This window comes from Arthrobacter sp. Z4-13 (assembly GCF_054792705.1).
In genome coordinates, this window is sequence record NZ_CP096459.1 from 2,366,669 (window position 1) to 2,381,790 (window position 15,122).

12 protein-coding genes are annotated in these 15,122 nt (G+C 65.9%); 5 read left to right on the top strand and 7 right to left on the bottom strand.

Going from position 1 to position 15,122, the window contains the following annotated elements:
- Positions 1–30 precede the first annotated feature (30 nt).
- The 4 genes from M1E07_RS12685 (at position 31) to M1E07_RS12700 (ending at position 6,519) form a co-directional block, all read left to right on the top strand.
- Positions 31–1,533 (top strand): malate:quinone oxidoreductase, encoded by a 1,503-nt coding sequence (locus M1E07_RS12685; RefSeq protein ID WP_461187037.1) that lies wholly within the window; start codon positions 31–33, stop codon positions 1,531–1,533.
- Between the two features lie 70 nt (positions 1,534–1,603).
- Positions 1,604–4,822, top strand: a complete 3,219-nt coding sequence (locus M1E07_RS12690; RefSeq protein ID WP_461187038.1) for an efflux RND transporter permease subunit — start codon at positions 1,604–1,606, stop codon at positions 4,820–4,822.
- Between the two features lie 117 nt (positions 4,823–4,939).
- The gene (locus tag M1E07_RS12695) at positions 4,940–6,049 is read left to right on the top strand and encodes an LLM class flavin-dependent oxidoreductase (RefSeq protein WP_461187039.1); all 1,110 of its coding nucleotides are present in this window, start codon (positions 4,940–4,942) and stop codon (positions 6,047–6,049) included.
- Entirely contained in the window at positions 6,049–6,519 is a 471-nt protein-coding gene (locus tag M1E07_RS12700; RefSeq protein ID WP_461187040.1) for a MarR family winged helix-turn-helix transcriptional regulator, read from the top strand. Before M1E07_RS12695 ends, M1E07_RS12700 begins: the two co-directional genes overlap by 1 nt.
- 53 nt (positions 6,520–6,572) lie before the next feature.
- On the opposite strand, the gene M1E07_RS12705 is transcribed toward M1E07_RS12700, so the two are convergent.
- A complete protein-coding gene (locus M1E07_RS12705; RefSeq protein WP_461187041.1) occupies positions 6,573–7,379 on the bottom strand; it encodes a transglutaminase-like domain-containing protein in 807 nt (268 codons plus the stop codon).
- 72 nt (positions 7,380–7,451) lie between these two features.
- Positions 7,452–8,249 (bottom strand): hypothetical protein, encoded by a 798-nt coding sequence (locus tag M1E07_RS12710; RefSeq protein WP_461187042.1) that lies wholly within the window; start codon positions 8,247–8,249, stop codon positions 7,452–7,454.
- 139 nt (positions 8,250–8,388) lie between these two features.
- Between M1E07_RS12710 and M1E07_RS12715 the strand changes: the two genes are divergently transcribed.
- Entirely contained in the window at positions 8,389–9,048 is a 660-nt protein-coding gene (locus M1E07_RS12715) for a DUF1684 domain-containing protein (RefSeq protein ID WP_461187043.1), read from the top strand.
- Positions 9,049–9,076: 28 nt separating this feature from the next.
- On the opposite strand, the gene M1E07_RS12720 is transcribed toward M1E07_RS12715, so the two are convergent.
- The 5 genes from M1E07_RS12720 to M1E07_RS12740 all read right to left on the bottom strand — a co-directional run bounded on the left by M1E07_RS12720 (position 9,077) and on the right by M1E07_RS12740 (position 15,050).
- Positions 9,077–10,231, bottom strand: a complete 1,155-nt coding sequence (locus M1E07_RS12720) for a cysteine desulfurase family protein (RefSeq protein ID WP_461187044.1) — start codon at positions 10,229–10,231, stop codon at positions 9,077–9,079.
- Positions 10,232–10,236: 5 nt separating this feature from the next.
- Positions 10,237–11,169 carry a carboxylating nicotinate-nucleotide diphosphorylase gene (gene nadC, locus M1E07_RS12725; RefSeq protein WP_461187045.1) on the bottom strand — a complete coding sequence of 311 codons (933 nt, stop codon included), beginning with the start codon at positions 11,167–11,169 and terminating at the stop codon, positions 10,237–10,239.
- On the bottom strand, positions 11,162–12,946 hold the full coding sequence (nadB, locus tag M1E07_RS12730; RefSeq protein WP_461187046.1) for an L-aspartate oxidase: 1,785 nt from the start codon (positions 12,944–12,946) through the stop codon (positions 11,162–11,164). The genes nadC and nadB overlap by 8 nt, the downstream gene beginning before the upstream one ends.
- Positions 12,947–13,035: 89 nt before the next feature.
- Positions 13,036–14,343 (bottom strand): quinolinate synthase NadA, encoded by a 1,308-nt coding sequence (gene nadA / locus M1E07_RS12735; RefSeq protein ID WP_461187047.1) that lies wholly within the window; start codon positions 14,341–14,343, stop codon positions 13,036–13,038.
- Entirely contained in the window at positions 14,340–15,050 is a 711-nt protein-coding gene (locus M1E07_RS12740) for an NUDIX hydrolase (protein WP_461187048.1), read from the bottom strand. The genes nadA and M1E07_RS12740 overlap by 4 nt, the downstream gene beginning before the upstream one ends.
- Positions 15,051–15,122 lie beyond the last annotated feature (72 nt).

A 15,122-nucleotide genomic window follows, 5' to 3' on the forward strand; every position in this document is an offset into this window, starting at 1 on the left:
AGCCAGAGCCGCTGCAATCGGAGACTGATCGTGACCTTCATTTCCAAGACCCCACATGCCGACGTCGTCCTGATTGGCGGCGGCATCATGAGCGCCACGCTGGGGGCATTCATCAAGCAGTTGGAGCCGAACTGGACCATTTCCATGTTCGAGCGCCTGGACGAGCCGGGGCTGGAAAGCTCGGGCCCATGGAACAACGCAGGAACCGGCCACGCCGCCCTCTGCGAGCTCAACTACTCCCCCGCAGCCAAAGACGGCTCGGTGGACCCCACCAAGGCACTGCTCATCAACGAGCAGTTCCAGCTTTCCCGCCAGTTCTGGTCCCACCTCGTGGACCAGTCCCTGATCGGGTCGCCCAAGGGATTCATCAACACCGTGCCGCACATGAGCTTTGTGATCGGCGAGGAGAACACCAGGTTCCTGAAGACCCGCCATGAGGCGCTTAAGCCGCATGCCCTGTTCCGCAGCATGGAATACTCCGAGGACCACGGCCAGATCGGCAAGTGGGCCCCGCTGATCGTCAAGGGGCGGGACCCCAAGGAGCGGATCGCAGCCACCCGAGCTGCCGAGGGTACGGACGTGGACTTCGGGGCGCTGACCCGGGAGCTGACCACCTACCTGGGGAACAACGGCGTCGAAATCAACTACGGCCACGATGTCACGGGGATCTCCAGGGCCTCTGACGGCGGTTGGAACCTTTCGTTGAAGTACCCCAAGTCCGGGGAACACAGCAAGATCCACGCCAAGTTTGTTTTTGTGGGCGCCGGCGGAGGCGCTCTTCACCTGCTCCAGGCTTCCGGCATACCGGAAAGCAAGGGCTACGGTGGGTTCCCGGTTTCCGGCCAGTTCTTCCGGTGCACGGACGAGACCCTGGCTGCGCAGCACAGCGCCAAGGTTTACGGCCAGGCGTCCGTGGGGGCTCCTCCCATGTCCGTGCCGCACCTGGACACCCGCTACGTCAACGGCAAGCGTTCCCTGCTCTTTGGCCCCTACGCCGGATTCTCCACCAATTTCCTGAAGAGCGGCTCCTACCTGGACCTGCCGCTGTCCATCCGGCCCGGCAACATCATCCCGATGCTGGCCGTTGCCAAGGACAACATGGACCTCACGGCGTACCTGGTCAAGGAAGTGGCCAAGAAGCACGCCGACAAGGTCGAAGCCCTTCGCGAGTACTACCCGGAGGCGAAAGCAGGTGACTGGGAACTGATCACCGCCGGCCAGCGTGTACAGATCATCAAGAAAGACCCGCAGAAGGGCGGCGTCCTTCAGTTCGGCACTGAAGTGATCGCCGGTCGTGACGGCTCCATCGGCGCCCTCCTCGGTGCTTCCCCCGGAGCCTCCACCGCGGTGCCCATCATGATCGAACTGCTGCGGAAGGCCTTCCCGAAGAATTTCAAGGGCTGGCAGGCCACGCTAAAGGACATGATGCCCGGCTACGGCGTCAAGCTCGATGACAACCCGGAACTTGCGGTGGAGCTCGAAAGGGCAACGGCCAGGTCCCTCCAGCTGGAGAGCGTTTCCGCCGGCCACTGACCCTGCCGGGGTGAGTGGCGGGCCTCCGGCACGCAACAGTTTCGTTACTACCCCACAGGAGGCCGATTCGATGTTCCGGCTGGCTCAACTCTCACTTGCAAACCGGGCATTGATCGCACTGATCACCGTTTTCGCTTCCGTCTTCGGCGTGATCACCATGTCGTCGCTGAAGCAGGAGCTCATCCCGTCGATCGAGTTCCCCCAGATCACGGTGCTGACTGCCATGCCCGGCGCCTCCCCGGAGGTGGTGGACAAGCAGGTAAGCGGGCCGCTTGAAACAGCGCTGAACGGCGTGGAGGGGCTGGAATCCACCTCCTCCACGTCGCGCAACGGCGTTTCGCAGATCACTATGGTCTTCACGTACGGTTCCAACCTGGACCGTGCCCGGAACCAGATTGACCGGGCCATCTCCAACGCCAAGCGTTCCCTGCCCGAGGACGTCCAGCCGCAGGCCTTTGCCGGCAGCATCAACGATTTCCCCATCGTGTTCCTGGCGGTGTCTTCCGACAAGTCGCTCAGCGAGCTGAACGCTGACCTCCAGCGGTTGAGCGTGCCCCGGCTGCAGAAGATCGACGGCGTCCGTGGCGCCGATGTGACCGGCGGCGCCACCCAGCACATCGAGATCCTTCCCCGCCCGGAGGCCATGGCGGCGGCCGGCGCCTCCATCACCTCCATCCGGGATGCGCTGGGCAACAACGGCACCCTGGTTCCGGCAGGCACCCTTGAGGAGCAGGGCAAAACCCTGTCCCTGCAGATCGGCAGCCCGGTCGATTCGCTGGACGCCATCAAGGCACTTCCCGTCGCGGGGGCGGAGAATGCCGCCACCATCGGCACCGTGGCCGATGTGTCCCTCAAGGACGACGAACGCACCTCCATTACGCGGACCAACGGCGAAGAGACGCTCGCCGTCTCCGTCACCAAGAAACCCGAAGGCGACACGGTGGGCATCTCGCACGCCGTGCGGGACACACTGGATGAACTTGAGGCCGAACTGGGATCGAACGCCAGGTTCACGCCGGTATTCGACCAGGCCCCCTTCATCGAAAAATCCATCAAGGACCTCACCACCGAGGGCCTGCTGGGCCTGGGCTTCGCCGTAGCCGTCATCCTGGTTTTCCTGATGTCTGCCCGCTCCACGCTGGTGACGGCGGTATCCATCCCGCTCTCGCTCCTGGTCACCTTCATCGGCCTGTCAGCCACCGGATACTCGCTGAACATCCTCACGCTTGGGGCGCTCACCATAGCCATCGGCCGGGTGGTTGACGACTCAATCGTGGTCATCGAAAACATCAAGCGGCACCTCAGCTACGGGGAAGACAAAATCACCGCCATCCTGACAGCCATCAGGGAAGTGGCCGGCGCCATCACAGCGTCCACCCTCACCACCGTGGCGGTCTTCCTTCCCATCGCCTTCGTTGGCGAACTCGCTGGCGAGCTGTTCAGGCCTTTCGCCCTGACAGTCACCATGGCGCTGCTGGCCTCCCTGCTGGTTTCGTTGACCATAGTCCCGGTACTCGCGTACTGGTTCCTGCGGAATCCCAGTATCACGCCAGGCAGTGACGCCGCCCGGCTCAATGCAACCGAGGCCCGCGCCAAGGCCCAGGAAGCGGAACAGCGCAGCAGGCTGCAGCGTGGATACCTGCCCGTCCTCTCCAAAACCCAGAAACATCCCGTTATCACCCTCGTAGCCGCGGCCCTGGTCCTGGGCGCCACCGCCGCCATGACCCCGCTGCTGGCAACGAACCTGCTGGGCAATTCGGGCCAGAACAGCCTGACCGTCCGCCAGGTGCTCCCCGCGGGCACCAGCTTGGCCGACACCAGCGCCGCGGCCATCCGCCTCGAGGAGGTTCTCCGCGGGATCGACGGCGTCCGGGACGTCCAGCTGACGTCCGGCAATGCCCAGGCCGGCTTTGCCGCGCTCACCTCCACCGGATCCTCCAACTCCACCTTCACCGTGGTGACGGATGAGAAGGCAGACCAGGAGCAACTGCAGGAGACGGTGCGGAACGAACTGACAAAGGTTCCCGATTCCGGGAAGGTCTCCGTGGGCACCCAGCAGGGCGGCTTCGGAACCTCGTCCACGGTGGACATCACCATCAAGGCCGCCAGCACGGCGGACCTGCAGGCGGCCAGCGACACCTTGGTCGAAGCCATGACCGGCGTTCCGGGCACCAGTGAAGTCGCCACCAACCTTTCAGCCAGCCAGCCGGTGGTACAGGTGAAAGTGGACAGGGCCAAAGCCGTGGCTGCCGGGCTCAACGAAGAACAGGTGGCCGGCGTCCTCGCTTCGACCATCAGCCCAATCCCTGCCGGAACCGTCCGGATCGACACCGACGACTTCCCGGTCCAGATCGGCCAGGGCACCAAATTCACGAGCATTGATGCCGTCCGCAGGATCCCCCTCCCCGCCGCCGGCGCCCCTGTCACACTGGGCAGCATCGCCACGGTGGAACAGGTGGACGTGCCGGTATCCATCACCGCCAGTAACGGCCAGCGCACCGCGCGCGTCTCCGTGACGCCGTCGGAATCCAACCTCGGTGCGGTCAACACGGAGGTTCAAAAACGTCTTGAAGAGGTGCAGCTGCCGGCCGGAGTGACCGCTGAACTCGGCGGCGCCACCACCCAGCAACAGGAGTCCTTCCAGCAACTGGGTCTCGCCCTGCTGGCCGCGATCGCCATCGTCTACGTGATTATGGTGGCCACCTTCAAGTCCCTCATCCAGCCGTTGATCCTTCTGGTCTCGGTGCCGTTCGCAGCCACCGGCGCCGTGGCACTGCTCCTGGTAACGGGGGTCCCGCTGGGACTGCCCTCGTTGATCGGCATGCTGATGCTGGTGGGAATCGTGGTCACCAACGCTATTGTGCTGATTGACCTCATCAACCAGTACCGGCAACCACGCGACGGGCGGCCGGGAATGAACGTTGCAGATGCCATCACGCACGGTGCCCGCCAGCGGCTCCGCCCGATCCTGATGACCGCCCTTGCCACCGTCTTTGCCCTTACCCCCATGGCGCTGGGCCTCACCGGCGGGGGAGGCTTTATCTCGCAGCCGCTGGCCGTGGTGGTCATCGGCGGACTCATTTCCTCCACGGCCCTGACTCTGGTACTGGTTCCTGTGCTTTACCGCCTGGTGGAGGGCCGCCGTGAAAGGAAGGCGCTGCTCCGGGAGCTGCAGGAACGCCCGGAGTTTGGTGCAGGCGCCGACGTGGACGAAGAGCTTCGGGACTGGACCACCGGCATGGTGCCAAAGGTCAGCGGGCGCCGCGCCGCGCCCGGAAGCCCCGAATAAACAAAAGCGGAATATTTTCCGGCCGGTAGCGTTGTATCCGGCGATAGATGCAAACGCATCTACATTGGCCTATACTGGAACCCAGGCCAGCAGGTCCAAGCAACGGAAAGGCACATCATGCAGATCGGTGTTTTCAGCGTCAGCGACATCACTCCGGACCCCACCACGGGCCGGACCCCCACAGAGAATGAACGCATCAAGGCCTCTGTCGCCATCGCCAAAAAGGTCGAGGAAATCGGCATGGATGTCTACGCCCTGGGCGAGCACCACAACCGGCCGTTCTTCTCCTCCTCCCCCACCACTACCCTTGCCTACATCGCGGCGCAGACCGAACGCATTACCCTGTCCACTGCCACCACCCTGATCACCACCAATGATCCGGTGAAAATCGCCGAAGACTTCGCCATGCTCCAGCACCTTGCCGACGGCCGGGTGGACCTGGTTCTGGGCCGCGGCAACACGGCTCCCGTGTACCCGTGGTTCGGCAAGAACATCCAGGACGGGGTGGAGCTCGCGATCGAGAACTACAGCCTGCTGCGCAAGCTGTGGGACGAGGACACCGTGAACTGGTCCGGCAAGTTCCGCACGCCGCTGCAGAACTTCACGTCCACCCCCCGCCCCCTCGATGGCGTCGCCCCCTTTGTGTGGCACGGCTCCATCCGCACCCCGCAGATCGCCGAAGTGGCCGCCTACTTTGGGGACGGCTTCTTTGCCAACAACATCTTCTGGCCGAAGGAGCACTACCAGCAGCTGATCAGCCTTTACCGTGAGCGCTACGAGCACTACGGACATGGCAAGGCAGACCAGGCGATCGTGGGCCTGGGCGGCCAGTTCTTTATGCGGAAAAATTCCCAGGACGCCGTCAAGGAGTTCCGCCCCTACTTCGACAACGCTCCGGTGTACGGGCACGGCCCTTCCCTGGAGGATTTCACCTCGCAGACACCGCTGACCGTTGGCAGCCCGCAGGAAGTCATTGAGAAAACGCTGACGTTCCGGGAGTACTTCGGCGACTACCAGCGGCAGCTGTTCCTGATCGACCACGCGGGCCTGCCGCTGAAAACCGTGCTGGAGCAGCTGGACCTGTTCGGCGAGGAAGTCCTGCCCGTCCTGCGCAAGGAATACGCGGCCCGCAAGCCGGCCCACGTTCCCGAACCGCCCACCCACGCCGGCCGGGTGGCTGCGCTGCTCGCGGGCCAGGACGCCGAAAAGACCGCTGCGGAGGCGTGATGGCAGGCAAGGGTACCGAGTCGCCGGTCCGCCTCGCCGCGGAAACCTGGGAGTCGCTGTTCCGGGCCCAGGTGGCCGTGATGCGCAAGCTGCAGTCCGGGCCGGCTTTCCGGAAGCTTGCGGTGAACGAGTATGACGTCCTGTTCACGCTTTCACGCTGCCCCACTGGGTGGCTGCGGCTCAACGAGCTCAACGACAACGTCCTGCTGAGCCAGTCCAGCCTCAGCCGGCTGGTGGAGCGGCTGGAAAAACGCGGGCTTGTGGCCAGGATGCCGGCTCCGGAGGACGGCCGGGGCGTTCTGCTGCAGCTGACGGACGCCGGCCGGGAACTGCAGAAGGAGATCGGGCGCGAGCACGTCCGGGATATCTCCACCCTGATGGGTCCGGCCCTGACTCCGGCTGAGCAGAAGGAGCTGCGGAGGCTCACGGAGAAGCTTCGGAATTCGCTGGGTCCGCGACCGCTCCGCTAGCGGATCTTCAAAGGCCGGCGCCGGCGCTCACCGGCGCCGGCCACGCTGCACCGCTAGCCCAGTTCCACAAGCCGGGCGGGGTCCTCCACGGGCAAGGCCCCGTTGACAACAGCGGTGACCTGAAGCTGGTTGAGGATGAGGCTCCCCCCCACGGTGGAGAGGAAGGCTGTGTCAGCTGAGTCGCGGCCGGCAGTGATGCGCAGCATCGATTCCCGCGGGGCGAGCCCTGTGGGATCGATGACGTGCCAGGCCCCTTCCACATAGGCCTCAGCCACGGCATGGAAATCCATCGGGCTCAGCCCCGGGGCGTAGACCGCGGCGAGCCGGGCTGGAATGTCCTTGGACCTCAGCAGCGCGATGGCCAGGTGCGCAAAGTCCCGGCACACTCCACGCCGGCTGAGAAGGGTTTCCACTGCGCCGTCCGTGCCCCGGGAAGACCCGCTCAGGTACCGCAGTTCCTGGTTCACCCAGTTCCTGACGGCGTGCAGCAGCTCGCCGCCGCGGACTCCTTCGAACTCCGCGTAGGCGGTGGGCAGGAGCCGGTCGGATTCCGCGTAGCGGCTGGGCCGGACGTAGCGGATCCGGTCGGCGAGCTCAGCTTCCTCAGGCTCCCCCTTTCCGCCCACGGTCGCGGAGTATTCCACTGTTACTTCTGCCGGCTCGGCAAACTCCATGTAATGGAACCTGCCCCCGTGGTGGTCCGAAACCTCGGTCAGGGGAACCTGCCGTCCCCCGGCTGTCACGGCCAGGGTCTCCCCGAAGGAGGAGTAGCCTCTGTTCCGCGCTACGGCGATGGCCATGGCCACCTTGGTGTTGGCTACAGTCTTGAAGACCAGTCGTGCGGAAACACTGCGTTCCATTGCTCTCCGGGTGTCGGCGGTGGAAGAAAAGTCCCCGCTCTGCCCGGCGCATGGTGGAGGCGGGGAACGGGACTAGTTTTTGATCTCCAGAGACATTAGCATCCGCTGGACATTGGCGAATTCAGTGTCTTCCGAGGCGTACCGGGCGGCCTGGTCCAGGGTGTCGAACGCTTTGGCGGGAGCCACTTTTTCATCCGGAGCAAAGGCCTTGACGGAGACCACATCGCCAAAGGAGTAGTCGCCCTTTCCCGCCGGGCCACGGACGATGTTACGGAGCTCGCACGCATGCCCGTCGCTGCCGCCCACCACGTTGGTGATGCCGTAGGAACCAAAGTAGCGGTACCCCTGGATCACCCGGAAAACCACCCTTGGCGGTATGGTTCCTTCCCCATCCGCGGCGGCCAGCTCGACGGGAACGCTGCTGACCACCGTGTAAGGCCGCTGCCTGGTACCGCGGCACTCGGCGGGCGACGGCGGCAGGCCGGTCCGCAGCGCTGCCAGGAAAGTGCCGTCCGGCTTTTTCACTTCGACTTTCAGCGCGCCGGGCAGCGCCCCTTTGTCCGGCGTAACGGACTGCACGATCCAGTCCTCCGGGAGTTCGAAGCTGACGGTCCTGCCGGGATCTGAGAAAGTCTTCCAGGCGGCCGCTGTGGCAACGGCCTGTGGCCCCGTGGCGGGCGTCCCGCCGGCGTTGGCTCCGGCCGTCGACGTGACTGTTGCCGAGGCGCCCGCTGATGCAGGAGCAGTGGTTCCCGCGCCTGAAGAGTCTGGCTGCGCTGTCCAGCCGGGACCGCTGCCCTGCGGAGCCGAGCAGCCCGCCAGGAGGACGGTTGCTGCCAGCAGGACTGTGATGGATGCCTTGCCTTTCATGCAGACAGCCTAACGGCGCCTCCCCGCCGGGCGTTGACTTTGGCGGTGTTTCCGCTGTGCCCGGAGGGAACGGAAACGGCGCGCCCAACCGGGTGTCGCCGTCGGCCGGTATGGCGCGCCCTGGGGCTAGGCTGGGGCTATGGAAGAGCATCAGGGCGCAGCCGAAGAAAACCGGACGGACATTTCGGCCGTCGACATCGCTGACTGGCGGTTGCGGACGTTTGCCCTGTATCACAACGTCCGCAAGCTTTCGCTCGAAAACCCGGCGGAGTCCCATTCCTACTGGCGCCATCAGCGCGACCTGATGTTCGCCACGCACCCTGCCTCTCCATTGACCACGGCAGATAAGGCGCACTTTTCCGGGCTCAAAACGGCAGACTATGATCCCATCTACCGGTTCCATGTGCCGTTGACCCAGCAGGGAGCGGGCAGGGAAATCAGCGTGGAAACGGGCACCGACGGCGCGGTCCGCTTCGTCCGGCTGGGCACCTTTGACCTTCCGGAAGTAGGCCAGCTCGCGGTATGGAAGCTGCAGGGATACGGCGGCGGTATTTTTGTGCCTTTCCGGGACGCCACTGCCGGCCAGCCCGGCGGCAGCTACGGGGCCGGACGGTATCTGCTGGACACCATCAAGGGCGCGTTCCACGGCGCCAATGGCACCGGCCCGGATGCCGCCTTTGTCCTGGACTTCAACTTTGCGTACAACCCGTCGTGCGCCTACAACGAGGCCTGGGCCTGCCCGCTGCCAGGACCGTCAAACCGGCTGGCAGTGGAGATCCCGGTGGGCGAGCTTTACTGACAAAGCTTCTCAGCCTCCAGCCACGGCGTTAGGCGCCCAGGGCCCTGACCCGTCCGACAGCGTCAAGCACCGCCGCAGCCGCCGCCTCCAAATCCGCTTCTGTGACCGCTGCACCGAAACTGAACCGGACGGCCGTCTGGGCCACTTCCGGGGAAATTCCCAATGCGGTGAGCACCGCCGACGGTGCATCAGAACCAGCCGCGCAGGCTGAACCGCTGGAGCACACAACGCCTTGGCGTTCCAATTCAAGCAACACCGATTCACCGCTGGTTCCGGGGAAGCAGAAGGATGCCACGGAAGGCAGCCGCCCAACCGGGTGCCCGGTGAGGATGGCTCCCGGAACACCGGTGAGTACAGAGCCGATAAACGTGTCCCGCAGGGCCGCCACCCGCAGTCGTTCTTCCACCTGGCCTGCCTGGGCGAGGGTCAAGGCGGTGGCAAGGCCCACGGCTCCCGCCACATTCTCTGTTCCTGACCGCCGGCCGCGTTCCTGCCCGCCGCCGTGAATCAGGGGTTCCACCTTGGTGCGGCCACGGACGTACAGCACGCCGCATCCCTTGGGCGCCCCGAGCTTGTGACCGGAAATGCTTATCGCATCAACCCCGAGCGCCTCGGTGTCCAGCGGCAGCCATCCGGCCGCCTGGACGGCATCGGTGTGGAAGGGGATGCCGAGTCCGCGCGCCATGCCGGCCAGTTCGGCGATGGGCTGTACCGTTCCTACCTCGTTGTTGGCGTACAGGATGCTGGCGAGGGCGGTTTCCGGCCGAAGCATGGCCCCGAGCGCTTCCGGCGTCACGAGCCCGTTCCCGTCAACAGGAATCACATCAACCGCGAAGCCGTGGAAGCGTTCCAGGTACCGGGCAGACTCCTCCACCGCAGGATGTTCGACGGCGCTGATCGCCACCCGGTTGAGCTGCGGATCTGCCGCCTGCCGTGCCAGGGCGATCCCCTTGATGGCGAGGTTGTCCGCTTCCGTTCCCCCGGCAGTGAAGGTCAGTTCGCCGGGCCGGCAGCCCAGGATGGCTGCGACCGACTTCCGGGCACCCGCGAGCGCAGCGGCAGCCGCCTCGCCCAAGGTGTGATGGCTTGACGGATTGCCGAACTCGGCGGTCAGGTATGGCCACATCGCCTCCAGCACCTCACGGCGGACCGGCGTTGTGGCGGCTGCGTCAAGGAAGATCATGGTTGTTACCTGACGGTCAGTTCGACGTCCAGCCCCAGGTCCAGGGCCGCCACCGTGTGGGTCAGGGCGCCAACGGAAATGACGTCGACTCCCGTAGCTGCGATTCCTGCCACTGTCCCGGGGTTCACGTTTCCGCTGGCCTCGACGCGTGCCCGCCCGGCCACCAGTGCGACACCGGCCTTCAGCTCCTCGACGGTGAAGTTGTCCAGCATGATGGTGTCCACGCCGGCGGCCAGGACCGGCTCGATCTGGTCCAGGCGGTCCACCTCCACCTCGAAGTGCGTGGTGTGCCCCAGCTGCGCTTTCGCGGCGGCGAGGAGCCCGGTGAGCCGGGCGGGATCGGCGCCGGTCATCACGGCGAGGTGGTTGTCCTTGGCCAGTACGGCGTCGGAGAGGCTGTACCGGTGGTTGGCGCCGCCGCCGCAGCGCACGGCGAACCGCTCCAGGATCCGCAGCCCGGGCGTGGTCTTGCGGGTGTCGGTGATCCGGGCGGACGTCCCCTCGGCCAGCCGGACAAACTCTGCGGTCCTCGTGGCGATGGCGGACATCCGCTGGACCAGGTTGAGGGCCACACGCTCGGCCAGGAGCACCGACCTGGCCCGGCCGCTGACCCGCGCAAGGTGCGTGCCGGCGTCGAACGTGTCCCCGTCCCCGAGCAGCAGCTCCACTTCGGTGTCCGGATCCACCAGCAGCATGGCGTCCCGGAACACCGTGGCGCCACTGAGGACGCCGGGAACGCGTGCGTTCAGCACGGCCGTGGCACGGGCGTCTGCGGGAATCAACAGCTGGGAGGTGATATCCCCCGCCGGGGCGTCTTCGGCGAAGGCCCGCTCCAGGATCTCCCGCACCGGCGCCGACGGCAGCGTCAGGTTCAGGCGAGGGCCCTTCGCAGCCACCGCTTCGATCACGGTGTTTTCGGTCAGGGACAACTCAGTCATGGACAAGGCTCGCTTTCGGGCGGGTCGGGGAGGTTTCTTCAAATTCATCGGCGATACCCTCAGCATCGGCCGGATAATCGCTGCGGTAATGGGCGCCCAGGGACTCACTGCGCTGTTGGGCTGCAGCCACCAGCAGCTGCGCGGCGAGCAGCAGGTTCCGGTCCTCATGCAGGCGGGTGTCGGTGCCAACAGAAACAGCTGCAGGACGAACGACGGCGGCCCACCGCTCCAGAGTGTCCGCCGCCTCAGCCAACAGCTCCCCGGAGCGCAGCACCCCGGCTTTGGCAGTCATCAGCCGCCGCAGGGCTTCCCGCGAAAACGGCTCACTCCCCCCATCCCCACCGAAGCTGGCCAACAGGCTCCCGGCCGGAGCACCTGATTCAGGCTGCCCCGCGAAGAATCCATGGGGCAGTTCCGGAGGTCCCGGCAGCGCCGTTGTCGCGTGAGCGTCCGCACCGGCCGCCGAGCTTGCGAGGCGGTCGCCGGTGCGAGGCGGGAGCGCAGGCGCCGAGGGACCTGCGGAACCGCCCTCCAGGAAGTCTTCAACAGCGCGGCGGCCGAAGACAAGTCCTTCGAGAAGGGAGTTGCTGGCCAGCCGGTTTGCACCTTGGACGCCGGTGCAGGCGACTTCCCCTGCGGCGTAGAGCCCGGGCACTGTGGTCCTGCCGTGAGTGTCGGTGAATACTCCGCCCATCCAATAGTGGGCCGCCGGGGCCACGGGAACCAGTTCCCGAGTCCAGTCGATGCCGGCGTCGAGTGTCCGCTGCGTGAGGGTGGGGAAGCGCTGGGCCAGGAATCCGGGGCCCTTGGCCTGTTCAATGACGCGTGCGTCGAGGTAGACGTGGCCGTTGGGGTCGCCGAGCTTGGCCAGGTGCAGGGCGATGCTGCGGGACACGACGTCGCGCGGGGCAAGCTCGGCGTCGGGGTGGTAGGCCCGCATGAACCGCTTGCCGTTGCCATCGACGAGGATGGCTCCTTCACCGCGGACGGCCTCGGAGATGAGGAGCGGATCCTGGTCCTGCCCGGGCCCCCTGCCCGGGTTCGGGGCGCTGGCCCCGGGAACCAGACAGGTGGGGTGGAACTGGAAAAATTCCAGGTCGGCTATTGCGGCTCCGGCGCGGACTGCGAGTGCAAGGCCATCGGCGGTGGCCACGGCGGGATTGGTGGTCTTGGCGAACAACTGGCCCGCTCCTCCTGTTGCCAGCAGCACCGCGTCCCCGTAAATTGCGGCCCTGCTCCCGTCCTGAAGGAACTCCACTCCCCTGACCTTGCCGTCCTGCTGCAGCAGGGACGTTGCGTGGGCAGAGGTCCGGACCGCCAGGACCCCGTCGGCCTGCCGGTCCAGCACTGACTGGATCAGCGCCGCGGCTACCTTCGCTCCGGTAGCGTCGCCGCCGGCATGGAGGATGCGGGGCGCTGAATGGGCTGCCTCCAGCCCCAAGGCCGGGCCGCCGTCGGCCTCTGCATCGAAATTGACGCCGAACCACCGCAATCCCGCGATGTCCCGGCGCGCCTCGGTGCACATCAGCCGGACGGCCTCGTCATCGCAATGCCCCGCCCCGGCCTGGAGCGTGTCGGCAATATGGGCTGCCACAGAGTCACCCGGAGCATGCCCGTCCAGCACCGCTGAGATCCCGCCCTGCGCGTACCAGGTGTTGCTTTCGTGAAGCTTGCCCTTGCTCAGGAGCACCACGTCGGCACCGGAATCCGCCACCAGCAAGGCAGCGTACAGCCCCGCGATGCCACTGCCGACAACGATCAGCCGGGGACGCGCCACAGTACTCCGGTGGCCGGGGACAGGGCCGGGTACACCGCAGGGTCCGGGCGCCCTGCGGACCTTCCGGGGAGCCGGGGTGGGAGGCCTTGTCATGAAGGCCTGGCCGCGAGCATGCGCTCGAGTGCTGTCCGGGCGTGGTCCTGCACCGAGTCCGACACGGTGATCCTGTTAACGACGCGCCCGGCAACCAGTTCTTCGAGAACCCAGGCCAGGTAGCCGGGGTGGATGCGGTACATGGTGGAGCAGGGGCAGATGACGGGGTCCAGGCAGAAAATCGTGTGCTGCGGGTATTCGGCTGCGAGCCGGTTCACCATGTTGATTTCGGTACCGATGGCGAAAGTGGTGGGCTCCGTGGCCGCGGCGATGGCCTTCTTGATGAAGTCGGTGGAACCGGCGGAATCGGCTGCATCCACCACTTCCATGGGGCACTCAGGGTGGACGATCACCTGGACTCCGGGGAAGTCGGCACGGGCCTTGTCGATCTGGGCTACATTGAAGCGCTTGTGCACGGAGCAGAACCCGTGCCACAGAATGACCCTGGAATCGAGCAGCGCCTGTTCGTCGTTGCCGCCCAGGTCCTTGCGGGGGTTCCACATGGGCATCTGCTCCAGGGGCACGCCCAGGGCTTTCGCCGTGTTGCGGCCCAGATGCTGGTCCGGGAAGAACAGCACCCGCTGGGCACGCTGGAACGCCCACTCGAGGACGGTCGAGGCGTTTGAGGAGGTACAGACGATGCCGCCGCGCTCACCGCAGAAAGCCTTCAGGGCTGCGGAGGAGTTCATGTAGGTGACAGGGATGACCGGAACCCTGCCCTCGGCGTCGGGCTCGGTGCCGTAAATCTCCTCGAGCTGCTCCCAGCACTCGGCCACGGAGTCCTCATCAGCCATGTCCGCCATGGAGCAGCCGGCTGCAAGGTTGGGGAGGATGACAGCCTGTTCCGGCGCGGAAAGGATGTCAGCGGTTTCGGCCATGAAGTGGACGCCGCAGAAGATGATGGCCTCGGCGTCCGGCCGGGTGAGGGCGGCGTTGGCCAGCTGGAAGGAGTCACCCACGAAGTCGGCGTACTGGATCACTTCATCGCGCTGGTAGAAGTGCCCCAGGATGACGGCCCTGTCCCCCAGTGCAGCCTTCGCGGCCAGAATCCGCTCGCCCAGCTCGGCGTCGCCGGCAAGCTTGTACTCCTCCGGCAGCTGCCCCTGGCGTGGGGTTGCCGGCGGGGCAACATCGCCGCTGGAGGCGCCGGGGCCGTAGGCGGGTATACCGGCGAGCGCCTCTGCGAGATCGTAGTCCCACGGCCCCTTGGCCAGTGCGGGGCTGCACGTGCTGCCCTTTGCGGTGGTGCCTTTTTCGGCCTGTTCGCGCGTGATCAGCTGGACTGCTGTGTTGACGCTGCTCATGGTGTGCTCCTGTTGTCTGGGTCAAGGCCGGGCCGGCCGGTAAAGCGGTAAAGGCGGGGAGGGCGGTGCTTGCCGCCCTGGAGGTACTCGCCGGTTTCTTCTATGTCCGGAGTGGATTTGAGCTGCCGCCGGAAGTTGGCGGGGTCCAGTTGCCTGTCCAGCACCGCCTCGTAGACTTCCCGGACCTGGGCGAGGGTGAAGTACTCCCCGAGCAGGTGGTAGGCCACGGAACCGTAGGCCAGCTTGTTGCGCAGCCGCCAAAGCGCGTAGTCCACGATCGCGTTGTGGTCGAAGGCGAGCTCCCCCAGCCGGTCCGCCCGGAACCATCGGACGTTTTCCGACTCGTCCGCGAGCGCGGCTTCGGTGGGCTGGACCAGGGCCCAGTAGACAATCGAGACCACCCGCTGGGTGGGTGAGCGGTGCAGCCCGCCAAAGGCATACAGCTGCTCAAGGTAGCTGGGGGCGAGACCGGTGGTCTCCATCAGGTTCCGCGATGCCGCATCCTGCAGGGATTCGGAGTGGCTCAAGGGGCCGCCCGGCAGCGCCCACAACCCTTTGTACGGCTCCCGGATCCGCCGGACCAGGGGCAGCCACAGCGTGGGCCGGCCGGAACTTTCGCTGGGGCGCAGCGCGAAAATGACGGTGGAGATGGCCAGTGACGGCGGCGCCGCCTGGCGCTCGGAGACGTTGGCTGAGCTTGTGTACACCTTCCACCGCCTTTCGCTGTTGGCCGGACAAGTCCGCCCTTGGACTAGTTATGGTCAGGATGACCAAAACTG